At 40.4% G+C, this 24,910-nt stretch carries 20 protein-coding genes and 1 pseudogene; 10 read left to right on the top strand and 11 right to left on the bottom strand.

The genetic code is table 11. The features are described from left to right. Positions 1-390 precede the first annotated feature (390 nt). The 3 genes from OCU77_RS20065 to OCU77_RS20055 all read right to left on the bottom strand — a co-directional run bounded on the left by OCU77_RS20065 (position 391) and on the right by OCU77_RS20055 (position 6,602). Entirely contained in the window at positions 391-2,085 is a 1,695-nt protein-coding gene (locus tag OCU77_RS20065) for a DUF3987 domain-containing protein (RefSeq protein WP_160314712.1), read from the bottom strand. A 507-nt stretch (positions 2,086-2,592) separates the two neighbouring features. Next, positions 2,593-4,449 (bottom strand): UvrD-helicase domain-containing protein, encoded by a 1,857-nt coding sequence (locus OCU77_RS20060; protein ID WP_107302710.1) that lies wholly within the window; start codon positions 4,447-4,449, stop codon positions 2,593-2,595. Further along, positions 4,449-6,602 carry an ATP-dependent nuclease gene (locus tag OCU77_RS20055; protein WP_107302709.1) on the bottom strand — a complete coding sequence of 718 codons (2,154 nt, stop codon included), beginning with the start codon at positions 6,600-6,602 and terminating at the stop codon, positions 4,449-4,451. Before OCU77_RS20055 ends, OCU77_RS20060 begins: the two co-directional genes overlap by 1 nt. A gap of 514 nt (positions 6,603-7,116) precedes the next feature. Between OCU77_RS20055 and OCU77_RS20050 the strand changes: the two genes are divergently transcribed. The 3 genes and pseudogenes from OCU77_RS20050 to OCU77_RS20040 form a co-directional block, all read left to right on the top strand. Then, positions 7,117-8,187 (top strand): HNH endonuclease family protein, encoded by a 1,071-nt coding sequence (locus OCU77_RS20050; protein ID WP_048898975.1) that lies wholly within the window; start codon positions 7,117-7,119, stop codon positions 8,185-8,187. Continuing rightward, positions 8,184-8,762 (top strand): class I SAM-dependent methyltransferase, encoded by a 579-nt coding sequence (locus tag OCU77_RS20045; protein ID WP_048898976.1) that lies wholly within the window; start codon positions 8,184-8,186, stop codon positions 8,760-8,762. The genes OCU77_RS20050 and OCU77_RS20045 overlap by 4 nt, the downstream gene beginning before the upstream one ends. Before the next feature lie 190 nt (positions 8,763-8,952). Further along, positions 8,953-9,060 (top strand): annotated as a pseudogene (locus OCU77_RS20040) (putative quorum-sensing-regulated virulence factor); the annotation flags it as partial. A gap of 42 nt (positions 9,061-9,102) precedes the next feature. On the opposite strand, the gene OCU77_RS20035 reads toward OCU77_RS20040, so the two are convergent. Together OCU77_RS20035 and OCU77_RS20030 are read right to left on the bottom strand one after the other, a co-directional pair. Next, a complete protein-coding gene (locus OCU77_RS20035; protein WP_048898977.1) occupies positions 9,103-9,636 on the bottom strand; it encodes a hypothetical protein in 534 nt (177 codons plus the stop codon). 2 nt (positions 9,637-9,638) lie between these two features. Next, complete coding sequence (locus OCU77_RS20030) at positions 9,639-10,610, bottom strand: helix-turn-helix transcriptional regulator (protein WP_239685971.1); 972 nt, start codon at positions 10,608-10,610, stop codon at positions 9,639-9,641. Positions 10,611-10,736: 126 nt separating this feature from the next. Between OCU77_RS20030 and OCU77_RS20025 the strand changes: the two genes are divergently transcribed. From OCU77_RS20025 to OCU77_RS20015, 3 genes are all read left to right on the top strand, one after another. Further along, positions 10,737-11,438 carry an SIR2 family NAD-dependent protein deacylase gene (locus OCU77_RS20025; protein WP_204375166.1) on the top strand — a complete coding sequence of 234 codons (702 nt, stop codon included), beginning with the start codon at positions 10,737-10,739 and terminating at the stop codon, positions 11,436-11,438. Between the two features lie 311 nt (positions 11,439-11,749). After that, positions 11,750-13,942 carry an immunoglobulin-like domain-containing protein gene (locus OCU77_RS20020; RefSeq protein ID WP_048898978.1) on the top strand — a complete coding sequence of 731 codons (2,193 nt, stop codon included), beginning with the start codon at positions 11,750-11,752 and terminating at the stop codon, positions 13,940-13,942. Positions 13,943-14,341: 399 nt separating this feature from the next. Continuing rightward, on the top strand, positions 14,342-15,913 hold the full coding sequence (locus OCU77_RS20015; RefSeq protein WP_048898979.1) for an ATP-binding cassette domain-containing protein: 1,572 nt from the start codon (positions 14,342-14,344) through the stop codon (positions 15,911-15,913). Between the two features lie 84 nt (positions 15,914-15,997). On the opposite strand, the gene OCU77_RS20010 is transcribed toward OCU77_RS20015, so the two are convergent. From OCU77_RS20010 to gloA, 3 genes are all read right to left on the bottom strand, one after another. Continuing rightward, complete coding sequence (locus tag OCU77_RS20010) at positions 15,998-16,342, bottom strand: hypothetical protein (RefSeq protein ID WP_048898980.1); 345 nt, start codon at positions 16,340-16,342, stop codon at positions 15,998-16,000. Between the two features lie 174 nt (positions 16,343-16,516). After that, positions 16,517-17,629, bottom strand: coding sequence for an alkene reductase (locus tag OCU77_RS20005; RefSeq protein ID WP_107302707.1), 1,113 nt, complete (start codon positions 17,627-17,629; stop codon positions 16,517-16,519). 18 nt (positions 17,630-17,647) lie between these two features. After that, positions 17,648-18,025, bottom strand: a complete 378-nt coding sequence (gene gloA, locus OCU77_RS20000) for a lactoylglutathione lyase (protein ID WP_048898981.1) — start codon at positions 18,023-18,025, stop codon at positions 17,648-17,650. Positions 18,026-18,439: 414 nt separating this feature from the next. Between gloA and OCU77_RS19995 the strand changes: the two genes are divergently transcribed. Then, positions 18,440-18,991 carry a sugar O-acetyltransferase gene (locus tag OCU77_RS19995; protein ID WP_048898982.1) on the top strand — a complete coding sequence of 184 codons (552 nt, stop codon included), beginning with the start codon at positions 18,440-18,442 and terminating at the stop codon, positions 18,989-18,991. 180 nt (positions 18,992-19,171) lie between these two features. Here the strand turns inward: OCU77_RS19995 and OCU77_RS19990 are convergent, their stop codons facing one another. After that, positions 19,172-20,428 (bottom strand): serine hydrolase domain-containing protein, encoded by a 1,257-nt coding sequence (locus OCU77_RS19990; RefSeq protein WP_048898983.1) that lies wholly within the window; start codon positions 20,426-20,428, stop codon positions 19,172-19,174. 258 nt (positions 20,429-20,686) lie between these two features. Between OCU77_RS19990 and OCU77_RS19985 the strand changes: the two genes are divergently transcribed. After that, positions 20,687-21,514, top strand: a complete 828-nt coding sequence (locus tag OCU77_RS19985; RefSeq protein ID WP_048898984.1) for an SDR family NAD(P)-dependent oxidoreductase — start codon at positions 20,687-20,689, stop codon at positions 21,512-21,514. Positions 21,515-21,579: 65 nt separating this feature from the next. On the opposite strand, the gene yddG is transcribed toward OCU77_RS19985, so the two are convergent. Both yddG and OCU77_RS19975 read right to left on the bottom strand, forming a co-directional pair. Beyond that, positions 21,580-22,464: an aromatic amino acid DMT transporter YddG gene (gene yddG / locus OCU77_RS19980; protein WP_048899054.1), complete on the bottom strand. Its 885-nt coding sequence runs from the start codon at positions 22,462-22,464 to the stop codon at positions 21,580-21,582. 248 nt (positions 22,465-22,712) lie between these two features. Next, positions 22,713-23,114, bottom strand: coding sequence for an ACT domain-containing protein (locus OCU77_RS19975; RefSeq protein WP_048898985.1), 402 nt, complete (start codon positions 23,112-23,114; stop codon positions 22,713-22,715). Between the two features lie 140 nt (positions 23,115-23,254). On the opposite strand from OCU77_RS19975, the gene OCU77_RS19970 reads away from it, so the two are divergent. Together OCU77_RS19970 and OCU77_RS19965 are read left to right on the top strand one after the other, a co-directional pair. Then, on the top strand, positions 23,255-24,259 hold the full coding sequence (locus OCU77_RS19970) for a LacI family DNA-binding transcriptional regulator (RefSeq protein WP_048898986.1): 1,005 nt from the start codon (positions 23,255-23,257) through the stop codon (positions 24,257-24,259). Between the two features lie 327 nt (positions 24,260-24,586). Beyond that, positions 24,587-24,910 (top strand): PTS sugar transporter subunit IIB, encoded by a 324-nt coding sequence (locus OCU77_RS19965; protein ID WP_048898987.1) that lies wholly within the window; start codon positions 24,587-24,589, stop codon positions 24,908-24,910.

The following is a 24,910-nucleotide window of genomic DNA, read 5'->3' as shown; positions in this document are numbered from 1 at the left end:
TTGATACCAACGATCATTTTGAGGTAGGAACTTGCCAAGCTAAAGACTGGATTTATCGTATTCGTCAGAAAGGTATGGATATTTTTAGATCTAATCATTTGGAATGGATAAATGATTAACATTGATTTGTAGATTACCTAATTTGTTTTAGCTGTGATTGCATTAAAAAGAAAACATCAAGAATATTGAGGCTTGAACTTTTTAGGTGGTTGTAATTGAGTGGCTGATCAAAATTAAACATTGTGAATGTGAATGTGAATGTGAATGTTAGGGGGTATGTATGATCACTTTTCTTTGAAGCTGTGAAATTAAAAATATAAGCTCAGACCTTTTTGATGGGAATGAGCTTTTATTTAGAGATTATTTTGCAGGTGATGCAGGTGATGCAGGTTACTCTCCCTGATAATCGGTATGGACTAAATATCTTTTCGTGGGTTTATCTACTGAAATAATATATCCTTTTTTTTCTAGCAGCTTTAATGCTTCATCTCGCTCTGACGATTTTTTTAAATTCTTCCAGCCCTTTTGCGATAACTGGTGCTTAGTAAAGTCGGGGTAAAGCTTCGCTAGATTACTTTCTAGTGATAGGGCAGAAGGGCTCACAGTGTTGCAATTACTCATAGTTAATATTCTTTTAGTGTGGGATTTTAAGTATTTCATCCAAGAGATTGCTCGAACCAAACTTTTCTTCCCAACTTTTAGTGCTGGTTCAAAAGGTTGATTTTGCGAATGTGCAGCAGCTTCATCAATTAAATGAAAAGTAAGAGCTAGTTTTGCACAGTGTGCAGGGCGTTTAGCAAACATAGATTGCCATTGTTCTGGAACTGTTTTTTCTTCTTCGAGTGCTTGTTCAGACCACCTGTTCCACATCAATTGAGCATCCCTATTGAATGAAAATTGAGTAGGATTGAGTGGGGAATTTAATTCTGCTACTTTCTCATACATCATTTTCAATTTTTCAATTAACCAATAATTTGGCCTTTTATCGGTGATAAAGGACTTATTTGAATCGGGATATACAGACATTTGTAGTAAGCGTTCAAGTAGACCATCATCCTTACGCCCCGCCATTTTTTCAGTAACTAGCGGGAGTATTAAAGAAGGTTGAATTCCCCCGAAAACATTTACAATAACTCGTTCTAGCTCAATATTTTCTCGACTAATCCTTTCCTGAATATATTTATTTTTTGAGCCATTATAAGCTTCAAGGTAAAAAGAACGTTCATGCTCCCTACCTGTTTGATTTAGAGTAGAAAGCCATCCAGATAATTCATCTCGATAAAGCAATACGCCAGCAGGGTTTGACTTCAGCCTTTTACATAATGCTTCAACAGTGCAGTCGTTGATGTATATATTTCTTGCAAGAGCTTCAGTCGGCGGCGATAACTGTTCAATCTCTTCTAAGTAGCGCATACCCTCAGCATCTTTATTCGATTCAAAAGCCTGTTTGGACTTAGCCTCCAGAGTAGATACCTTTTGGTTATACATTGATTTTTTAATCTCATACGCACGTTTTTCAAGTCCAGACTGTTTAGAAATTACAGTATCCTGAACCTGTTGTAAGGGACCAATACCGCAACTTGCTGATGGTGTTTTATTACCTGAAGCGTTAGCAACCATTGCACCCCATATAGTTAGTGGAACAACCCAGTTGTCGTTTTGTTTAGGTCGAATTTCAACATTGCCCCCTGCAATGGCTGCAATAGAGATTATTGTGCTGATTGCAGAAAAGTCTGGGGCTGTATTATTGATCCTGTATGCATGTTCGAAAATACACTCTCTTATCGATGTAGGTAGCATCATACGATTTAGAGGCATGACTGGAGCTAATTTATTAACAATCAGAGGTTTTTTGTCTGTCCACTTTATTTGTGTTTCAGGTGTTTCAGGTGTTTCAGGTGTTTCAGGTGTTTCAGGTGTGTCAAGGTTACCTGCATTACCTGCATTACCTGCATTACCTGCATTACCTGCATCTATATAAGAGATATCAGTTTGACTATGTTCAGATAGATCGATAGTTAGTGTTTCGTTTTTCTCTTGATATGGGTTTAAAGTCTCTCGACTAACAAAATTATGATTGTTCATAGGTTTATTTTTTTGAATCATAAGATTTGATTTCGATTAAAGTCAAGGGGAAAGAATAAAAAAAGCAATTTATTTGACTTGGCTAGCTGTGGTTGACCAGACCAGACCAGAGTAGTGCCCTCTGTTTGTAAGGGCTTAAGCGCTTTTTGTCGATTTTCTGCTTGGTAGAATTTTACAATTCAAGGAGGAAATGAACTCTCAGAATTGAGAGGATCAGTTTAAAATTTGCTTCGATCCGAAGTAATTTACTAAAAGTAAGGACTTTCCGATAATGAGCTGGGTATGTTCATGGCTTTAATGTTGGAATATAAGATTAAAGGACTGGAAAGTGTTATTAGGACTTTGATGTGTGACTGACCTCGCCATAAAGAACCAAAGTGAGTTAGTGTAGGGAAGTTGAGTGTGGGTTATAGCTCAAGTGCAACAGCTTTGAATATAGTAGATATTCTTAAGGGGGGACTCGAAAATCCCTCCATCTTTATTTACTAAGATAGTTGTGATTATTCCTCAAAAAGTGTGAATACAACTTTCTTCAAAATATCCTTTTGAAATAATCGCAGCCTTAGCTATTTCAACATCAGGCACAAATAGTACTATAGCTAGATCTTTTTTTGCTCTAGAGCAGCAAACATAAAGAAGACGTCTTGTTCTGTCAGTTACAGAGTCATTACCACTATCTAGATTAGCTTGATCTTTTTCGGACAATGATGTGAAACCAAAAAGTTTTCCGTATGAAAAGCTATTATGGTTGCTTTCATCATCATTTATAACAAGTAATACTCTTTCAAATTGAGCACCTTTAACACCTTGTTGTGTAACAAATGGAGAAATATCATCAATGTATGATTTGTATGCAAGTATTTCTTTTGCTGGGCAATTAAGAAATGCATTAATTGCTGATGTTTGTTCTGATTCAACATAATCTCCATTTAAATAAGGAATAAACCTTTCATCAATGTTAATCGTTTTTCTATCATATATATATGCTAATAAATCCCTAAATGTCACCTGACTATCTGGTCTAAGATTGTTTGAAATATGGTAGATGTCATCAGACAGGTTATTCAAGGTTTGTGATAGGTCACTATCTAAAATCGATTCTGCACTAAGTAGGGGAGATATTGACCTTAATATTGATATTACTTCATAATCATCATTTCTTAAATGTGCTTCAACTAGTGGTAATATGGATTTTAAAAAGTCCTTTAAAACCCATGAAGTACCATCTAGTAATCCATTTTTTAAACTGTGGTTACCATTATCATTAAGTGCTGAATATATTGAGTCGAATTTTAATCGTAAAGCAGCCATTCTATGAATTAGAACTAACATTCTTATGTCTTTGTTATTGCTGTTCCATAATGGGTCTTCACATGTCTCTGATAAATAATTCCTAACATATTCTAATTTACTATGATGATTACTATCTTTGTTATAAATGAAGATGTTAACACTGCCGTCAAGAAGGTGAGGTGATCCATCTACTTCTAAAACACGTCCACCAATTTGTACAAGATCATCGCTTTCTGCTCTTATATTTTTGATTGTTTTTAAAACTTCTTGTGGACATCTGAAGTTTTCAGGTTTGTTAATGGTTAACCAACCTTCTTCAGGCACAATAGTGCCAACTCCTTCCATGTATATTTTTTGCATAGGATCACCAAAGAATCCTAGATAAAAATCAACATCTACAGTTTCATATATTTTCTTTAGAGCAATAACAATATTTTTGTTAGTGTCTTGACTTTCGTCTATGAATATAACGGGGAATCTTTTTGCTATAATCTTTCTTAATAAGATATTATTAAGAATTATTTCAGGTACCATCTTTAGAATATCACTATGTCCGAGAACTCCATTAACATAATCACTTCCCATTCCATAGCTTAGGCTTTCTAATCGAGATATTTGTGGGATTATTTCTTCATATCTTGCAATGTCTCGCCTTAATTTTACACGAGTGCGTTCCTGTGTTCTTTTCTTTGCAATTCTTGATTCTGCTTCAGTTATTTTATTATTAAGGTTATCTATTATCCATTGAATCATATCTTTCTTAAATGGTTGAATTATTCTCCAGAGAAAGCTATGAATTGTAGAAATATGGAAAAGTTCTGAATTACCAATATCATCAAGAATTTCATTAACGGCCACTTCAGTATATGTTATACATGCTATTTTCTTGTTTTGTGATAGATATTCCTTAGCCTTAACTTGCTTAAGGTGATCAAGTGCTTTAATTAGCGAAGTGGTCTTGCCCGAGCCTGCGCCAGCAACCATTACAAATCCAGATTTTTGCTCTCTAGATAATAGCTCTCTTAAATCAATGTCTGCTTGAGTATCAGGTGAATTAATTCTACTAGTCATTAGCCTCTCTCCGATAAATCGATAACAATCTTGCTTTCGAGCCAATCTAACCCTTCTTTTATATATGTAGGAACATTCCAATCATCTGTATCTTTCATTATTAAACCGAGAGCAAATTCAGTTTTGTTAAAATGCTTAGCTTTAACGCGGTTATGGATCTTCTCAATTAATACATCAAGTGACTTCTCATCATTCTTTGCAATTCTTAGCTTTATATCTTTTTGAGCATTGCTTTGACACCAAGCTAAATTATCAATTGCAAAAGAAACCTCAAGTGTTCGGCCTGTTATGTTTTTTGAAGAGTTATTCCAACTTACATTAGTTGGAGTTTGGTATGCGACTCTAACATAACCATTTTCGCTAGTTTTTTGTTCATTACTAGCTTGGATTAAGTCAGAAATTTGATTAAGTTCCGGTAACCACTGTATTAACATCTGATTGGATGTAACAGCATTTTCTGTTTCAACTAAGCATGCTGTTCCATTTACCTCATCTTCATCCTCCTCTTCATTAGATGTTTCTGAAGGAACTGAACCAGTAACACTATCAATATCTGTAATGATTAGAGTTGTTAGTCCTAGAAAATCAATTAAAGGTTTGAATTTATGTCCATAGGCACCACCAATTTCAAGTATTGTTAAGTAACATGATTTTAATTTTGGATTTGAGTTTTCAATCATTTGCGGTAAAAGTAGACGCTCAACATTCCCTTCAACTAATACTGCCGCGTCTGCAAAAAATAAATCACAATGTGTCAACTTCAAGTATTTTTGAAGAAAATCTCTTATTGGCTTTTCATCTTCTTCGAAATAGTTATAAAATTGACTAAGATTAAGAACTTTAGTTTCTTTATTATTTAAATCTCGTCGAAAGTATCTTATTGGAATAAACCCTTTCTCATATAATATGTGGGTAGAATGTGTTGTAACAACTAGTTGAGTTTGTAAATGTGTATCGGAGTGATCTAGTGCAAGTAGATCCATTACTTTTCGAATGAAAGCTTGTTGAAGTTGAACATGAAGGTGCGCTTCAGGTTCTTCAATAAATATTAAATGTAAAGCAGGGCGTGACTCTTCAATATCAAGCCATTGTGTATGGATATCAAGTAATTCGATTACCATATATATTAAGTTCTTATACCCTAATCCATTATATCTATCGGGTAGTATATGACTGCATCTATCGTCTTCTGTATCTAATGAGTAATATACCTTAGCCCCGTCATTATTCGATAATATTGTTGTAGGGTTTAATGATGATTTAATTACGAGGTTTGGGTTTGATAATCCGGGGTAACCTAAGTGTGATAGACTGTCTAAAGTTGGTTCAAAAACCTTAGCAAGATGGTCATTTAGTTTTGACTCAGAGGTTGAGAGTGCTTCAATAGTTTCATAGTCATCTTCGAGCTTTTCTAGATTTCGTTCATAGAAACGACTAAGACGTTTTGATAACTCCTCAGATCTGTTGCCTTCTGAGTTATCGGATAAGTGACGTTGTGCATGTAGAAAATCAACTTTTATTAAAGAGTTAATTAGCTCTTTTCCGCTTTTTCCTTTCTCCCTTGATATTAACTCTGGTTCATAATCTTCAGTTTCATTAAATTCCTCATTAAACTTGGAATGATCGAGAACATAATATTTAAGTTCATATTCTTTTTTCAGGTTTTGTTCTAGGAATTCTTTCAGGTTTTTAGGCTGAGGTTGAAATGTTATTTCTCCTGCTTCATTTGTTAAAGCATTAGATCTAGCTTCTGCTTTTGCTTCTTGGTAACGAACTAAGAGTGAGCGGATATCTATAGGCGAGAATTTGATTCGTATGCCTACGTAGTTTCCTTCCCATTGCAAACTTGGTAATAGTTCGATTATCCGATGTAAATTTTCTTCATTGACTTGTAGCCAGATGTCTAAAGAAATTGTCGGTGGCGTTGCTTCTCTAATATTGCCACCAACCTCTATATTATTCCAACTATCAATATTGAAATCGTGTACTGTGAATTTATCCTTTGAAGCAGCCGTGAAAAGTTGTAATGCGTGACCTGTAGATGTTTTTCCGCTGTTATTGGCTCCAACAAAGATTGATAAATCTCTATCGAGTTCAATAGTTACATCTTTGAGCCTACGAAAATTTTGAATTCTTAACGCTTTTATATGCATAGCTAATCCTAAGGTGTATAACTAATCTGACTGTTATAAATGGGGGATCCATGCACGAACCATTCACCTAACTAGATACATGGAATTAGGAGGGAGCCTTGAATTCCCCGTGAACAGTGAGTGTATTCCTAGTTAGTCTTTTATCAAGTTTTTTGTAAGTAAAGTAAGGCATGTCTAGATGGTTGTTCTTTTCTAGCATCATTGACCAGAAGGAAGCTGTTTTTATTGGACTCAGAGCAAGGCTTCTCGGATGGTGAGTGTTGGTTATGCTGATGGCACTTACGCTTGAGTTTAAGATTGAAGGGTTGGATATCGTGTAAAGCCGCTTAAACGTATGTTGCCTTAACCCGATCAACTTGAGCGGAAACGGGAAGCCTACACGTATGTTGTGAGCTTTTTCTTTGGGGGTGGGGGAGCAAAACCAGTTGATATTGCCATTAGTTACCACTGTTTTAATAAACAGTGGTATTATCCTAACTTAATCAAAGGACTAAGAGATACGGTGAGGTGCTAGGTGGTCGATAACCCAATAAAGAAAAAAGAAATTAAAGCTTTTTTAGATTCTGATAGCACTGCACTCAATACTTTCCGTACCCTCACTCTGTTTGGCAGGAATTCAGCAACCTATAAGTTTGCTCTTTGCCACTCGTTGATGCAGCAATCAGCTATCTGCGAACTGAAATATGAGGATGTTCAAGAAATATTCCTTAAAGAACTCGTTCGACACTACCGTAAAAACAATCACCAGTTTGCAAAGAAAGAAAATGCTTTTACTCATAGCATTGACCAATACCTGAACACGGAACAGTCTGAAGCTGACTGGCAAAAGCTAAATAAAACAGCTGGTAAATATATTTTCAATGATGTGTTCAGAGCTTTCCAAAATGTAGGCTCGGGAACAATCGATAAAGAGTATTTGCTCTTTGAAGATGTACGTAAAGACAAACGTATTGTTCTAACTGATAACTTGGTAGAGATTCTAGAGTCAGAGAACTTAAAGAAGCTGATCAATCAAGAAAACCAAGCTCGTTGGAGAGTTATTGAAGAGGCTTGGAAAGCTGAATTATCACCTAATCTTCTTCAATACAATGATACCGATGGTTTATTCTACTCCGTCACTGCAAGTGAGCGTATTGGTTTACGTTCGGCTGTAGATACATTATTACCTTACCAAAATGGTCGTTGTTTCTATTGTAATAGGAAAGTGAGTAAGTTTGTGATGAATCACAGCGATGATTTTCCTGATGTTGATCACTTTTTCCCATTTTCTATAATGAAGCACTTAGGCTGTGACTACCCTAGCGTAAACGGGGTTTGGAATTTAGTGATTGCTTGCCGTGAATGTAATCGAGGTAGTGATGGTAAGTTTGATGCACCACCTCAAAGTGAATTTTACACAAAGCTATTGGAACGGAATATTCTGTTTTTTGAAGAGCATAAACACTCTCTTAAGAACTCAATCTGTTTGAGTTTGAGAGTACAAACAAAACTGCAAATTGTAAATAAGATGAACACTATCTATAAGCACTTTAAACCCATTAAAGGCTGGCAACCTAAATATACCTATGCGAGTGAAGATGTATGACAAATTACTATATTGAGAATGCAAAGAGCTTTATCGATGATACGCTTTTTGTTGATATGTCAGAGATTTATACTCCTTTCCTAGATCGGCTTGAAGTTGGTGCAAAGATTCTAGATATCGGGTGTGGATCTGGTCGAGATTTGCTTTTCTTTAAAAACGCAGGGTTTGTGCCAACTGGCTTAGAGCCTTCAATGCCTCTAGCTGAACATGCAAGGAACTACGCTAAAGTTGAAGTTTGGGGAAATACTATCCAAGGCTTGAAAACTGATAAAAAATTCAATGGCGTGTGGGCATGTGCATCACTTTTACATATTCCGTCTAATGAGCTAAAAGCCTGCTTTCAAAAAATTGCTAATTTAGTTATTGGTGATGGAGTGATTTATGCCAGCTTTAAACATGGTACATTTGAAGGCATTCGAAACGGACGTTTTTTCAACTTCCAAACATTAGAAACGCTTCAATATCATTTACCAGAAGCATTAAAAGTCGATGAGTTTTGGATTTCTTCTGATAAAAGAAAAGAAAGAAGTGATGAATGGCTAAACATAGTACTGAGCTGCAAAAGAACTAACTAATTCATATTGCCCTTGAGATGCTTTTATGATGATTCTTTGCCAACTCTTTTTGGGGAAGTTTATGGTTACGATTTAGAGTTAGCGCTGAAAGCCATTTTTCTAACGGGAGTGCTTAAATATCGCTCTATCAGTTAACAAAATTTCGCCAAAAATGCGATAAACCCCAAAGAATATTGTTTATCTTTAGCTTCGCAAGCAGGGCTTCCCTGAGGGGGAACTGGGTACACTGCTTGCGTTGGCATTAGAGTTTAAAATTGAAGGCTTAGAATCTGTGATTCGGCCTTTAAAGCAGGTGTAACTCCTCTGAAGGCCTTAAATATTTCACTGCAATCCCCTGCCATTACTGATCAGCTTCGGGGTGGCTAATATTAGGGTCTGCATAAAATTGAGTGCTAACTTCAGGAAGTAGTAATACCCGAGAGCCTGAATTAAATATACGAAATGCATTATCAGCAAAATTTGTAGATTTCAGGCTTTGGCTATTGTAGCTGGGTTGATGCGCATAAATGAGGAGCGATTCGAGATTAGAAATTGTTATTCCTTTGGTTTCTTGAAATTTACCATACCTTTCTCGCTTGTCTTCTCCCCAGTTTTTCCAGTTCGAGAAAACTCCACATGTCGCGATGTAAATGCTACACATGTCCGCTTGGTTAGAAATCCAATTATGCTGCCGAATACGCTGATCAGCTGTTTGTGCTTCTGTTTTCCCAATGTAAAGCAGAGTGCTAGTACCATAGACTGGGTGAGGGCCATAAATTTGATATAAACAGTGAGCGCTGTCTTGTACGGTATCAATATTATCTATGGTGTAAGGGCCTTCCCAGTAGACATCAATGATTGGCGGGTTGTGTATAAAATCATCTCTAATTGTCATGTCTAATCCTCATAGTATGAAATACTTGTAACTAATATATCTTTGATCTCTTTGCGTAGCGTTTCGGGAGATAGCACAGTAGCGTGATTACACATTGATAAAATCCAATGCCTTAATTCATCGGTATCATCTACCGATGCGGTCAAAATGAAATCATCCTCTTTGGGACTGAACACTTGATCTTTAGATAGTGGTGTTTCTGTTAAAATCTCCGCTAAGATAGGGGTAATCCATAGCTTTATTGCTAACTTATGCTCACTTCTTATGACTCCCATATTTCCATTTTCAACATAATTTGAAAGGGAGAAGTCAGCGTCGATATCTGCCGCTCTTTTTGTTTGCTCTGCTTTAATTACGCGGCTTAACAGTAATGATCTGATATCCTCATAGCCATCATATTTTCCGACAAGGTATGAACGTTCGCTACGCACAACAATGCCATAAGGGTGAAAAGTAAAGTCGTTTTCTTCGCTTGTTGTCAATGACTTATAGGTAAGTCGTAGGCACATTGCTGAGAATAAAGAAGCGTAGATCGCCTCTATGGTTTCAGCTGAAATATCACTTGTGTGTAGAGGCTGCCCTTTTGTGTGAACGATTATCTTTTGGGGCCATTGACTCTGAGGTTTTTTGTTTTCTGTGACTAAAAATTGATTCGCCGTTCTGATATAAGGATCCAGTCGTTCACGCATGACGGGTGGAAGCAAGTTAGAGAGATATTTATCAGCCATCGTAAAGGTAATGGCCGTTGTTAAATCATAATCTGGCAAGGTTAATTCAGCATCTTTCGTTAGATGCCACCCAATAGGCTTACTTTCGTCACTACATACTGGAAACTTGCTCGCAAGTTCGACTAAATCCCTCTGCACAGTCCGAAGTGACACTTCTTCACCCTCATCCATTAATTGTTGTTGGATTTCTGGCGCTGATATTTTCCTGTGTCGAGATAACTTAGCCAATACAGATAGTTTTCTCATTCCACTGTCCATTATATCCCTTTATATCAGTCGGTTATTGGTCTTATTCTTGAATGATACGCTATGCGTCAGCATATGTCGCATACCATATTATCCTTAATTCCAAAGGTTTAAGCATGGGTGCAAATGATGGTGAATGAGATAAAAAAGAGGAAGATCGTTGTTTTTACAGGTGCAGGCATAAGTGCCGAAAGTGGACTAAGTACTTTTCGAGACAGTGACGGTTTATGGGAAAATTATTCTGTTCATGAGATAGCAACGAAAGGCGCTTTTGAACACAATCCTGAGTTGGTGCTGAACTTTTACAACCAGCGTAAAATCGCGGCTGCAAAAGCATTGCCAAATAAAGCTCACATTGCATTAGCTGAACTAGAGGCCGTCTATGACGTAATTATTATTACGCAGAATGTTGATGACTTGCATGAAAAAGCTGGTAGTTCGAAAGTTATACACTTGCATGGGCAGTTAAATCGCGCCCAAAGTAGTCTTGATTCTACGATTACTTATGACTGGGATAAGCCGATTTATATTGGTCAACATTGTGAATTAAATAGTCAATTAAGGCCTAATGTTGTGTGGTTTGGTGAACCAGTCATGCAATTGGAAGAAGCGCGAAATTATATAAAGTCTGCTGATAAAGTACTTGCCATTGGGAGCTCCCTAACTGTGCAGCCAGCCGCAGGACTACTCAAAAAAGCCCCGTATAAGGCAGAGAAAAAGCTTGTTTCTCTTGATATTAAAGGGAGAGTGCCATTTGGTTACAAGTTCATCAGAGGTAAGGCCGCAAGTATCGTTCCTGTTATATGTAAGAATTGGCAAGCGTTATAAATCAACAGAGCCGTTCGCTTTCTTCATTATTACGTATTTAGCTGTGATTCACTCTATGTATGACTGAATAGGGATTGTTTCGTTTTATCTCATTGTTATTTAGTGGTTTTATTGAAAGTTATTACCTGTATGGATAAATTGTAGAAATCGTCAATTTTTAAATATAGCTAATTTTAATAATGTGACAGAAGATCTCAATCTTATAAAAAACAGTACATTGAAGTAGAAGTTTCTATACCTAAACACAAAATTTGATGACTAAAATAAGTTTCATGGCTGTGACAACCACAGCGACTTTTGTGGAAATAGAAATGTTAAAACGTAATGCACTCCAACTAGCAATATCTGTAAGCATCGCTGCTTTCTCTGGTGCAGCATATGCTGATAGCGCAAAAATGGTTAACCCGGAAGCGGGTGTAGTCGTTGGTTACTGGCACAACTGGTGTGATGGCGCTGGTTACAAAGGTGGTAATGCGCCATGCGTGACATTGGAAGCGGTGAACCCAATGTACAACGTGGTGAATGTTTCCTTCATGAAAGTGTTCGATGTGGCTGAAGGTCGTATTCCGACATTTCGTTTAGACCCAACTATAGGTTTGTCTGAACAAGAATTTACTAATCAAATTGGTGAGTTGAATAAGCAAGGTCGTTCTGTGTTAATCGCGCTAGGTGGCGCAGACGCACACGTTGAATTGAAAAAGGGTGATGAGCAAGCATTTGCTGAAGAGATCATTCGCCTCACCGATGTTTACGGTTTTGATGGCTTAGATATCGATTTAGAACAAGCAGCTGTGACAGCCGCTGATAACCAAACCGTGATTCCTGCCGCGCTGCGTATCGTGAAAGATCACTATAAAGCGCAGGGTAAAAACTTCCTGATTACCATGGCACCTGAGTTTCCATACTTAACTTCGGGCGGTAAATACGTGCCATACATAGAGAGCCTTGAAGGTTACTACGACTGGATTAACCCGCAGTTTTATAACCAAGGTGGCGATGGGATTTGGGTTGAAGGCGTTGGCTGGATTGCTCAAAACAACGATGCGTTAAAAGAAGAATTTATTTACTATATTTCAGATTCACTCGCCAATGGGACGCGTGGCTTCCATAAAATCCCTAGTAGTAAACTGGTATTTGGTATTCCATCAAGCATTGATGCTGCCGCAACAGGCTATGTACAAGATCCACAAGATCTCTACGATGCATTTGAGCGCTTGAACAAGCAAGGGCAACCATTACGCGGTGTGATGACATGGTCGGTGAACTGGGATATGGGCACCAATGCGTCAGGCCAAGCCTACAGTGAGACGTTCATTAACAACTATGGCCCATTCGTACATGGTCAAACACCACCGCCACCAGCAGAAGGCGAACCTGTTTTTAAAGGGGTAGAGAATACTCGCGTGTTGTATGGTGAGATGTTTAATGAATTAGCGAATGTTACGGCGTTTGATAAAGAAGACGGTGACCTAACAGGTTCAATCGTTGTTGAGGGCAGTGTTGATGTACGTCAGCTTGGGACATACGTCTTAACTTACCGAGTACAAGACAGCGATGACAACGAAACCGTCAAAGCGCGCAGTATTGAAGTTTATAGCCAAAAGCCGGTATTGAACGGCGTGAAAGATACCAATGTAATGATTGGTGCAACGTTTGATCCTTTAGCCAATGTCACAGCAACGGATGCGGAAGACGGTGAATTGACCAATCAGATCCGCGTAACAGGGGCTGTTGATACAAACCGTGCAGGTAGCTACACGCTTCAATATTCGGTGACTGATAGCGCCAACCAAACGGTGCGTGCTGAGCGTAAAGTTGTTGTGAGTGACGGCAGTAGCTGTGCCAATGAATGGAATGCAGCCACAACCTATGTAGAAGGCGACCAAGTTTCGCATAATGGTGCGACTTGGGAAGCAGGCTGGTGGACGCGTGGTGATGAACCAGGCACAACTGGTGAGTGGGGCGTGTGGAAAAAAGTGTCCGACACCACATGTGGCGGTGAAACGCCCGATCCCGATGTGGATACAGAGCTTAATGTATCGGGCCTAGCGCCAGAGTATCTAGCTGCAAATGGTGAAGTGCGTTTGTCGCTAACGTTAACTGCGAATGAAGCGCTTGATGTCACCGTGATGGCAGCTAATAGTGCAGGCGTTGTGATGAATCAAGCGAAAGTAAACCTTGTTGATTCCAAAGCGATCACGCTTGATATCTTTAACGCTGATGCAGGTCGCTACACATTAGACGTCGCGGGTACAACAGCGGACGGTGAAATGGTGGTATTTACCGCGCCATTTACCATTAAAGAAGAAGGTACAGTAACCCCACCTTCTGGTGATTATCCACCATATCAAGCGGGTGTGAGTTACCAAGCGGGTGACAAAGTGCTAGGTGCTGATAACGGGGTTTATGAATGTAAGCCGTGGCCATTTACGGCATGGTGTGCCAGCGCATCGTATGCCCCAGCTGATAGCTTGTATTGGCAAGATGCTTGGACCAAGTTGTAATGAGTGGTAAATAAAGTGTCAATTGGTTTAATTGAATAGCTGCTTATTGAGTAAAGCGCCACAATGTGGTGCTTTTTTCATTTCAAAGTGTTCATTATGTAGTAAGAGTTACATCAATTTTTATCTCTGTGGTTGAGTTGACGCTTCACTTGAGATGAAGATAGAATTGATGCCATCACCTCAATAGGATTTAACGCCATAATGAAGTACTAACTTCCTGACATCCAATAAATCTCAAATCATTTGGACACTCGGGGTTAGTGGGCGTTACTTCGTCATCTCTATCTTGCAGAAAATATCACTATTGTCATTAAAGAACGGTTTACCTGTTCTTCGACGATCGTACTTAAGTAACGACCAAGCCCCTTTTACAGTTTAAAACGTAAAGGGAGGTATTTTATGCCTGCATTATTTACACACAAATTGTCATTTCAGTTCGATACGGGCGAGTGGTTATTTCGCGATATTAACTTTAGCCTCACTGACCGCCTTACTGGGATGGTAGGGCGAAATGGCGTCGGTAAATCTGTATTTCTATCGCTATTATTGGGCGAAACAAGCCCTACTTTAGGGAAGGTGACATGTCAGGGGAAAATCGCGCATTATTCCCAGTTACTGTCAGATTTGTTAGCGAGCAAACAACAGATTGCTGATTATCTGGGAATCAAAGAAAAGCTGATAGCGTTACGAGCTATTGAGCAGGGAAGTTGTGAACAACGCGACTTTGACTTGATCGGTGAAGATTGGGATATAGAAGCGCAAACGCTTAGCGTGCTAAAAGCATTGCGGATTGATGCCCGCCTTGATGACTATTGCCATGCTTTAAGTGGTGGACAATTAGCACTGTTACAGCTGCATCTCTTGTTTCAATCAGACGCAGATATTTTGTTACTCGATGAGCCCTCTAACCACCTAGATAGCCAAGGTCGGGCATGGTTGATTGAGCAACTTGACCAATTTGATGGGCAAGTGCTGCTTATCAGTCATGATCGAAACTTACTCCGGCATGTTGATGCTATTTATCAATTAACAGGCTTAGGGTTAGGTTATTTTAAAGGGAACTATGATGTTTTCTTGGCGCAATCAACGGCCAAATTTGAGGCCTTAGATAAAAAAATCTCGTACCTTAGTGCTGAACAAAAACGATTAGAGCGTCAGGCGCAAGTTAACAAAGAGAAAGCACAACAGCGTGAAGCGCATGGAAATAAGCTAAGGAAAACAGGTAGTCAGCCCAAGATTTTACTCGATGCCATGAAAGACAAAGCTGGGCAAAGCCGATCTGCTGCTGTGACCAATCAACAGAACCAGCAAGAGCGAAACCTCGATAAGCTTCAAGCACTGAAAAAACAAAGGGAGCAGCTAAAACCGCAGACTTTGTACCTGCAACAATCTTCGGTGGTGAAGAAAAGGTCATTATTGAATATTGAAAAGTGCCGATTGAAGTATGGGCGTGGGAATCCATTGTCATTCACTCTGTCGCATGCTGAACGCTGTTATCTGCAAGGTGATAATGGTTGCGGTAAATCAACCTTGTTGAAAGCAATCCAAGGCGTACATTCTGACTATACAGGTTCGGTTAAATTGAATGTTGACGCTGTCTATCTCGATCAACATTTTGGCTTGCTTGAGCACGAAACCACTTTACTTGAGAGCTTACTCAAACACTGTGATGGTTTAACAGAAAGCGATGCACGAATTTTATTGGCGGGAATCGGTTTTCGACGCGATGTCGTGTATCGCAAGCTTGAATGCTTGAGTGGGGGGGAGAAAATGAAGCTGGCTATGCTTATTGTTAGCCATGCTGCGCATTCGCCATTACTGCTGTTAGATGAACCCGATAACCATCTAGATATCGAGTCAAAGCAGATTTTAGCTGCTGCACTGAATGACTATAAAGGAGCTTTCATTTTAGTGAGCCATGACAGAGATTTTGTTGCGGAGGTTGGAATAAATAAAACCATCGCTATGTAATCGAGAGGGCAAAATAGAGTCAATTAAGCGCCTAGAGTTAGAGCGCTTAATTTTTAGTACACAAAGGCTTAATATGTAAAAACCTTAGTGCTTAAATGTATTGCTTTCATTGTCACTAGTTGCCGTCAAATCGCCCGCTGGATTGATCAAATGTGGCAATATTTTAGGTAGATTTAACTCGATATCTTGGTCTTGCACCGGATCGATCACTTCGTTATACCAGCCCAGTAAGCCTAATACTGAATAGCCAATCGCATCATCGCTTTCACGGTGTTCCAAAATAATCTGTAGAAAGCGTAGGATTGCTTTGTCATTGGATTTTGCTTGCTCACGCGTCTCATGGAAGATCTGTGTGGCTTCAACAACCAAACCTTCGTATTCAGTCTCAATTGCGACCTTAAATGAACCACCATCAACGGAAATTTTCATATCAATACAGCCTGTTATTCTAATTGCTATGAATTTTAACGGATAATCCAAGGCTTGTCGCTAAACGGCGAATGGATTGAGGTATCAAAATAGCAACCTCATCATTGTTGAGGTTGCTATTAGTTCTATTACTTATGATCTGATTTCTGGTCTAGCGTAATGCATATAAGAAAGCTAGATAGCCAGTCGATATTGCGCATAAGTTGGGTAATCGGTTAACCCTTTTTCGTCACCGCCAAATAAAGTGCTTGGGTCGTGTTGTGCTAGTGGATGACCTTTTTCAATACGGCTTGGCAGATCTGGGTTTGCCACAAATGGACGACCAAAACCAACCATATCAGCCATACCGTCTTTAATGGCTTGCTCTGCACGTTTGCTATCGTAGCGACCGGCATAAATAATGACGCCTTGGTAAGCATCACGTACCGCTTGTTTGAAGCCTTGTGGTGTGTCTGGTGCATCGTCCCAGTCGACTTCTGCAATGTGAAGATAGACAATTTTGTATGTGTTTAGTAAAGCGGCAGCTGCGGTATAAGTGTCTACAGGGGTCGCATCAACGGTGCCATTTAATGAAGTGAATGGTGCTAAACGCACACCAACACGATCAGCGCCAATGGCATCGACCATAGCGGCAACCACTTCGCCTAAGAAACGTAAGCGATTTTCAATCGAGCCACCGTATTCGTCGGTACGGTTGTTGGCTTCAGAATCAATAAATTGGTTTATTAGGTAACCGTTCGCTGCATGAAGCTCAATGCCATCAAAGCCTGCTTCAATCGCATTGAGGGCGGCTTGACGGTATTGCTCTATTACTATGTTAATGTCAGCTTTAGTCATCTCTCGAGGTTCAACGACATCAACAAACCCTGGCTCATCCGTACCATTGTCGATAAACACTTTTACGTTTTCAGCTTTTAATGCTGAAGATGAAATTGGTTGTTCTCCACCAATGTTGTCAGGGTGGGTTACGCGACCTACGTGCCAAAGTTGGGCAAAAATAGCACCGCCTTGTTGGTGAACGGCGTCAGTTACTTTTTTCCAGCCTGCAATTTGCTCTGCTGTGTAGATCCCCGGTGTCCAAGCATAGCCTTGCCCCATGGCTGAAATTTGTGTGCCTTCAGCAACAATAAGCCCTGCTGAGGCGCGTTGGGCGTAGTAAGTCGCCATAAGTTCGTTGGCTGCGTTGCTTGGCTGGCTGGCACGAGAGCGCGTCATTGGAGGCATGACAATTCGGTTTTTAAGAGAAAGTGTGCCTAGCTGAATAGGTTGAAATAATGCATTTTTCATGTGTTCTTCCTCAGAAAATTAACCTAGTTGAATCAATTCGATTTGGTAGCCATCAGGATCGGTAATGAAAGCGATATGGGTTGTGCCACCTTTCACTGGGCCGGGCTCTCGGGTGACCTTGCCACCTAAGGATTTAATCTTGTCGCAGGCGAGATAAATATCGTCGACACCGAGCGCTAAGTGACCAAAGGCATTGCCCATTTCATATTGGTCAGTGTCCCAGTTATGGGTTAACTCTATGGTCGTGCCATTTTCTTCATACCCAACAAATACAAGCGTGTAGCGATATTCTGGATTGTCAGAACGATCAAGCTCTTTCATTCCAAGTACTTTGGTGTAAAAGGCGATTGATTTTTCTAGGTCAACAACGCGGATCATGGTGTGTAAAAATTTCATATACGACCTTTGTAAGTGTGAGTTAGCACTGAGCGGTAGGGATGTGACGAGCTACCTAAACCTCATTCGATAGAGCAATCTTAATGGTGATAAGGGATAAACTTAAATTATGGTTTTTTATTAATATGATAATTTTAGGTTATTGTATTTTGAGTGGTTCACCATCGAAGTACATTCAGTTGTGCTCAATAAGTCGGCTATTGATAGGGTGGCTTATTATGCTTTTGGGAATGTGCGAGCCTGTTCACCTTTATTTAAGGCCACATATTTTAAAGTTTGGCCGCAAGCTAAACGGTGATGGTTAGATTGTTTGCCAAAGCAAGCTTGCGCACATCAAGAACCTTGTGGGCAAACAAGATCCAACAAAGAAAGCAGAATAAAAAACTGAATAAAGAGTAAGTGTGGAGTATGAAGATGACTGAATTTGAAAAAATGGTGCAAGGATCGAATTTTAATGGGCTCGATCCAGAAATTGCCGAGATCAGAAATCGTTCGTTTGCGCTCCAGCAAGAGATTAACAAAGTCCCCGTTGGGCATGCTGAACATCTGTGGCAACAGCTTCTCGCAAGTATTGGCGAGAAAACGCTGATTTGCCCACCGTTTCATTGTGAGTTCGGTAAAACGATTTCTATAGGCGCCGGGACTTTTTTGAATATGGGCGTCACCATGCTTGATAATGCACCGATAGAAATTGGTAATAATGTACTTATTGGTCCTAGCGCCCAGTTTTATACGGCCAGCCATAGTTTAGATTATCGTGAGCGTCGGGCATGGGAAACACACAGCAAACCGATCAAAATCGAAGATGATGTATGGATTGGTGGCAATGTTGTGATTAACCAAGGGGTGACGATAGGGGCGCGTTCAGTGATTGCTTCAGGTTCTGTGGTGAATAAAGATGTTCCGCCAGATACGCTGTATGGTGGTATTCCTGCCAAGAAAATTCGAGATTTGGATAATCAGTAACTAAATCGAATTAGTGTGTATGGCGATCCCCCCCAATCAGTACGCCTTTTATTTGGTCGCTATGAAGCGAGGCAGTGAAAGTAATATGGATGACTCAGTCGCGCTAAGAGAGCGTTAGGGTGAGGGATGTACAAAATAGGCGAGCCATGCTGCTCGCCTTATTTTTTTATCTAAATCAGCTTATTTAAGCTTATTAATAATCGCGTTAATAGCACTGATCATCTCAGCATCTTTAGCGTCATCAATCGAAGTTGGCATGCTTGCTTGACGAATGACCACAACATTTTCTGTTGGGTCAACGTAGATCCACTGCCCGAAAATTCCCAATGCCGTATATGCTTGGTTCTCGTTATTAGTGTGCCAAAATTGGTTGCGGTAGCTCCAACCTTCTAAGGTGGCGCCATCATAGCTGTAACCGCCTTTTTCAAATTTCACTGGACTGCCACCAGCTTGAGTTGATGCAATAGCCGAAGCCGGTAGTATCTGTTCCCCATGGAGGTTCTTACCTTGATCTGCCAGTAACTGGCCAAATTTTGCTAGGTCACGTGCGGTTGCATTTAAGCCGCCAGATGCCAGTGAGGTGCCTTCTTCGTCAACAATAACGAAAGCGTCACGCTCGGCACCAATTTTAGACCAAATACGTTCTGACATGATTTGATTGAATGACTTGCCTTCTACTTTTTCAAGTATCCATGCCACGACATCTGTATTTGCTGAAATGTAATGAAATTCTTCACCGTGTGGCCGATCACCTACTTTTTCAAGTGTCTTTAAGAACTCATGAATAGTCTTTGGGCCATTGTAACCGTCTTCCATTGGCGCAAAGCCAAATGTCTTCATGTGTTGAAACACTTCAGCGTTCGGATTTTCATAAGCCTCTGAATATTTCACGTTGTTTGTCATGTCCATGACTTGTCCCACTGTTGCATCGGCGTAGGCTGAACCTTTTAGTTCAGGCACAATGGTTCCCACAAGTGCGTCGCGATCTAGTTTTCCCTCTGCAATCAAAGTTGCAGCTAAAATACCAGTGAACGATTTGGTTACACTCATCATTTGGTGCTTTGTACGTTCGGTTTGGCCATCAAAGTATTGTTCATGTGCCACTTTGCCATCTTTCAGTACAATAAATGCATCAGCTCGATGCTCTTTGAGCATTGTTTGTAAGTCCATCTTTTTGCCGTTGTGCGTAAATTCAACGCTGCCTAACTGAGCCTTGGCACTTTCTAAGATGATTGGCGCCATAGCACCAGCGTCGATGTTTTTGGTTTTCATAAACTCTTGCATGTTTTTGTAGGTATAACGGTTTTGATCCGCTGCAAGTAGGTTTGATTCTGTAATACCCATATCGGCGCGAACCTTACCTTCTGATGGAACTGCGTTGGCAAGGCTTGAAACCATAAGTGTTGCTAGAGTTAGAGATAAAAAAGTCTTTTTCATGGGGCTACCTTAAATTGGTCTGGAACAGGAATGAAGCCAAGTTTAAGGGAGCAGCTAGAATAGGGGGAGTAAGCACCTTGAAGCTTGACTAATGGGTTGGTGCTTTAACTATTAAGCGTGGTAATAAATATTGGCGTACATGGATTATTAATGTTTGATTAAAACTGTTTTTGATCAGCATACTGCTAATTATCACGGAGGGTAATTAGCAGTATGCTGATAACTCATTGATACAGGGTTCTGTAGCATTTATTCAAGTTGGGAGTACACCATGACAAAAAAATTCTGGTAACAGGGGCAACGGATGGCATTGGCTTAGAAACGGCTAAAAAGTTGGTTGCTCAAGGGCATCAGGTTTTATTGCATGGGCGTAACCAAGCTAAGTTAGCTACAGCGGAAACTATGTTAGCCAATCTTCGTCAAGAGGCCGGCGCTGATGCGGTAATAGAAAGCTTTGTTGCTGATTTGTCTGTAATGAGTGATGTTGTTCAACTGGCTAATGATATTGCCCAAAAACACTCAACCATCGATGTCGTGATTAATAATGCAGGTGTATTTACCACGCCACAGCGAGAAACTGCCGATGGGTTAGACGTGCGTTTTGCGGTGAATACAATCGCTCCTTATTTGTTAACTAAACATTTGATGCCTTTGTTAGGAGCAGAAAGCCGTGTTGTTAACCTGTCGTCAGCAGCGCAATCACCTGTGGATGTGTCTGCATTGGCGGGTAATGGTCAACTTTCTGATGGTGCAGCGTACGCACAAAGTAAATTAGCTTTAACCATGTGGTCTCGCGTGATGGGATTAGCGCTGAAAGAGACAGGACCTATGATTGTCTCGATTAACCCTGCGTCTATGCTTGGTAGCAAAATGGTAAAAGATGCTTACGGTGTCGCAGGTGGGGATCTAACCATAGGTGCTGATATTCTTTGTCGTGCCGCGCTATCGGGCGATTTTGCAGGTGCATTCGGCCTGTATTTTGACAACGATATTGGTCAGTTTAGCCAACCCCATCCTGATGCGCTTAATGAAGCAAAAGCACAGCAGGTTGTCGATACGATTGATGCAGTCTTGGCGTCTATTTAATATAAAGTACCCCCCAATAAATGTTTGTTTATGGGGGAGGGTAATCAGAGTTGAAGGGAGGGGCGCTACCTTTTTCTCGTTAAAACCCAGCATGTTAAAGATGCAATCGTTACCATGATAACCCCTTGCCAGAAGGTCGCAGTGAGTTCGAGATCAAGTAGCATCGCCGAAAAGAAAGTCGAAAAAATAGGGGTGAAATAAGACATAGTGGCTAACATCACCATATTGCCGTTAATGATGGCAATATTCCAAAGTGCATAGCCTGCGCCCATTGCTGTCGCGGCAAGCACCAAATCTATGCTTGCGTCTATCGAAAACGTTAACGCTGGTTCATTGCTAAAAGCGTATTTGATCCATAGTGCGATGGCGGTGCCAATGAAGAACCAAGTGATCGCATTTTCACCTTTTGCTAAGCGTTTAGTGAGGTTGCAATAGGTTGCCCACAAAAATGCCCCAACAAAAGCCAAACAGTAGCTAATAGGGTTTGAAGCGATATTTGTTGTTAGTTGAGTGATTGATAAACCGTCCTCACCACTTACTGTCCAAGCAACTCCAAAAAATGAAAGCGCCATCGCAGGGTAAAGAGCTGGGTTAACCGACTTTTTACTGGCTAATACGGCAAGCAGTACAGTGAGGCTTGGCCACAAGTAGTTAATGACACCCATTTCAACGGCTTGATGGCGATCGTTTGCCATCCCTAGCGCTAGCGCCAAACACATTTCGTATGAGACAAATAGCGCGCCACCTAATATTAAGTATTTAATAGAAAAGCGTTTAAGGTTGGGTAAACCAATAAAAATAGCCAGTAGCGTTGCACTGACGGTATATATCATTGCTGCCCCACCTATGGGGCCTAATTGTTCGGTCACATTACGAATGAAAGCAACATTTGTGCTCCACAATAAAATGGCCATACAGCCAGCGAGTGTGTATTTGTGAGTGGTGTTCAAGGTGGATACCGCAATAGTTAAGATAAATGGCAAAACGCGGCTCTGTAATGCCTAAAAGGCGTCATACCTAATGAGGTTAAAAGGTAGAAGGAAAGTGTTCGGTTTACAGAGCAAGAAACATGATGTGTATCGTAGGGATACTTTTCACCCGCGCACAATACATTAGGAGTTGGTCTTGCGAAAAGGGAAAAGTGCCAAAAGGTGCAATATATTTTCCCATGACGCTAAAGCATGCATCACTACGGAACTCACGACTCGCCAGAAAACTCAGCCAGCGCCGACATGGCAATATCAACTTTCTCTTTCTGAACAAAAATATGGTCATGATAATAGGCGGCAATTACATTGGCACTGATATCATAGGAGGCTAATTTACTGGCAACGGCTGCTGTTAAACCTACAGCCTCTAAGCTCGAGTGTACGGTTAGGGTAATGAGCTTAAAAATACCATCAAAAGGTAAGCCTGCATTGCATGCATCTTGTCGCTTTAATACCAGTGTCACACCTTCATCTTCATGAAAGAAAGCGATAGGTTCGAGTGTGAGGTAATCTTTGATCGCACCGGTGACGGTACAAAACACATAGTCATCTGCTTTCACTTTTGGCGACATTGTTTTGAGCAATTCATTTAAGTCAGTAATTGCAGCCATACCATTTCCTTCTTATTTATCGTGCGACACCCTGTTTTTATTATGGGGTAACTTGTGATGATGCGCTGTTAAAGATATTGAAATCTGGTATCTTCCTTAATTCAATAAGTTGTAATTTTGAATGTTATGCCGAGGGATGAATGGCGACAATATCGGATGTATCTCGCATTGCTGGTGTTTCAAAAGCGACGGTATCACGTGTTATTAATGGAACAGGGCAGGTAAAAGAAAGTACCCGTTTATTGGTTAGGCAGGTTATGTCTGAGCTTAACTACAAACCCAGCTCGGTCGCGCAAGCATTAGCAACGAAAAGTGGCAATAGTGTTGGTCTAGTGCTCTCTGATTTCACGGGCAGTTATTTCGGTATCTTGTTAAAGCAGGCATCTGTTAGCGCTGATCTGATGGGAAAGCAGTTATTAATTGCAGATGGGCATAATCACGCAGAATCTGAATTAAAAGCAGTGCATTCACTGGTGGAAAAAAAGTGCGACGTCATTGTGCTGTACAGTCGTCAATTATCACCAGAACAGATCATCGCACTCAATCAATCGATTGATATTCCTTTGGTGAACGTAGGCCGTGAATTACCTCAAGAAGCAGGTTATTCCATTGCTTTTGACCAAAAGCATGCGGTAGAGATGGCAGTGGAGCATCTTATTCAACTTGGTCACCGTTCTATGATGTACTTAGGACCAAAGCCGATTACTCCAACATCTCACTCTCGGCTGACCGGCTTTCAAGATGCCATCAATCATCGAGCTGAATTAGGGATCTCGGCTCAGTTTAGTACGTCTGAATTTGGTTATATTGAAGGTTACCAGGCAGGTAAAAAGATAGTAGAAAGTGGGAACTTGCCGTTATCCATGGTGATTGCTTCGGATGATATTGCGATTGGCTGTATAAAAGCGCTGAACGAGCATGGTATACAGATCCCACGTGATATCTCTATCGTAAGCATAGATAATGATCCTTGTAGTCCGTTTGTCACTCCTTCACTGACCACAGTTGATGTCCCAATTCAGGAAGTGATGGCACAAGCTATGTTGGTTGCTCAGCAGCTGGTAGAAAAGAAAGAAACGTTTGAATCAGACATTATGCGTGGTCAACTCATTATTCGAGACTCAACCCAAGCTGCTTCGTCGTAATACCGTTTACTCGCCACATCCTCCTTTTTGATGCTCAATAGGCTGCTTTTTCATAAATGCCATGGGGACACAGTCTATAGAGCACCTTCGCTATTCTTCTAAAGATGCTCACCCTCTCAAATCGACGCTTGGTACTCACTTCGTTGCATTTAAATAGATTGACTGGCTTGGCAATTATTAGCAAATAAGCATGCGCTTAACTGCTTCTCTTAGTATAAATGAAACCGGTTTCAGTAACCGGTTTCATTGATAAGTAACATGATTAGTTTGACGGTATTGAATATCAGATCGTGACGACCAAATTGTGACTATCTAAGGAGAGACAGTATGAAAATATTTTTATGTTGTGCTGCTGGCATGTCGACCAGCATGCTCGTGAGTAGGATGGAGCAAGCGGCAAAAGAAAAAGGCTTAGTATGCGAGATTTCTGCACATTCCATTTCAGAGTTTGAAGAGTGCATCAAGTGGAGCGATGTTTGTCTAGTGGCGCCGCAAGTTAAATTTAAGTACGAAGAATTTAAACGTATCGCTAATGAGCAAGGAAAGGGGTGCGGTCTGATCGACATGATGAATTATGGTTTGCTAAAAGGTGACGCTGTCCTTGCGCAGGCTGTGAGTTTGTATCATGCACATACAGTCACGGAGGGGTAG

This window comes from Photobacterium swingsii, from assembly GCF_024346715.1.
GTDB lineage: Bacteria > Pseudomonadota > Gammaproteobacteria > Enterobacterales > Vibrionaceae > Photobacterium > Photobacterium swingsii.
This window is presented reverse-complemented; position numbering and strand designations above follow the sequence as displayed.

What these genes read in the sequence shown, in the direction of transcription:
- OCU77_RS20065 (WP_160314712.1), bottom strand. Translation starts at nt 2,085, where the DNA reads ATGAACAATCATAATTTTGTTAGTCGAGAGACTTTAAACCCATATCAA.
- OCU77_RS20060 (WP_107302710.1), bottom strand. Translation starts at nt 4,449, where the DNA reads ATGACTAGTAGAATTAATTCACCTGATACTCAAGCAGACATTGATTTA.
- OCU77_RS20055 (WP_107302709.1), bottom strand. Translation starts at nt 6,602, where the DNA reads ATGCATATAAAAGCGTTAAGAATTCAAAATTTTCGTAGGCTCAAAGAT.
- OCU77_RS20045 (WP_048898976.1), top strand. Translation starts at nt 8,184, where the DNA reads ATGACAAATTACTATATTGAGAATGCAAAGAGCTTTATCGATGATACG.
- OCU77_RS20035 (WP_048898977.1), bottom strand. Translation starts at nt 9,636, where the DNA reads ATGACAATTAGAGATGATTTTATACACAACCCGCCAATCATTGATGTC.
- OCU77_RS20030 (WP_239685971.1), bottom strand. Translation starts at nt 10,610, where the DNA reads ATGAGAAAACTATCTGTATTGGCTAAGTTATCTCGACACAGGAAAATA.
- OCU77_RS20025 (WP_204375166.1), top strand. Translation starts at nt 10,737, where the DNA reads ATGATGGTGAATGAGATAAAAAAGAGGAAGATCGTTGTTTTTACAGGT.
- OCU77_RS20020 (WP_048898978.1), top strand. Translation starts at nt 11,750, where the DNA reads ATGTTAAAACGTAATGCACTCCAACTAGCAATATCTGTAAGCATCGCT.
- OCU77_RS20015 (WP_048898979.1), top strand. Translation starts at nt 14,342, where the DNA reads ATGCCTGCATTATTTACACACAAATTGTCATTTCAGTTCGATACGGGC.
- OCU77_RS20010 (WP_048898980.1), bottom strand. Translation starts at nt 16,342, where the DNA reads ATGAAAATTTCCGTTGATGGTGGTTCATTTAAGGTCGCAATTGAGACT.
- OCU77_RS20005 (WP_107302707.1), bottom strand. Translation starts at nt 17,629, where the DNA reads ATGAAAAATGCATTATTTCAACCTATTCAGCTAGGCACACTTTCTCTT.
- gloA (WP_048898981.1), bottom strand. Translation starts at nt 18,025, where the DNA reads ATGAAATTTTTACACACCATGATCCGCGTTGTTGACCTAGAAAAATCA.
- OCU77_RS19995 (WP_048898982.1), top strand. Translation starts at nt 18,440, where the DNA reads ATGACTGAATTTGAAAAAATGGTGCAAGGATCGAATTTTAATGGGCTC.
- OCU77_RS19990 (WP_048898983.1), bottom strand. Translation starts at nt 20,428, where the DNA reads ATGAAAAAGACTTTTTTATCTCTAACTCTAGCAACACTTATGGTTTCA.
- OCU77_RS19975 (WP_048898985.1), bottom strand. Translation starts at nt 23,114, where the DNA reads ATGGCTGCAATTACTGACTTAAATGAATTGCTCAAAACAATGTCGCCA.
- OCU77_RS19970 (WP_048898986.1), top strand. Translation starts at nt 23,255, where the DNA reads ATGGCGACAATATCGGATGTATCTCGCATTGCTGGTGTTTCAAAAGCG.
- OCU77_RS19965 (WP_048898987.1), top strand. Translation starts at nt 24,587, where the DNA reads ATGAAAATATTTTTATGTTGTGCTGCTGGCATGTCGACCAGCATGCTC.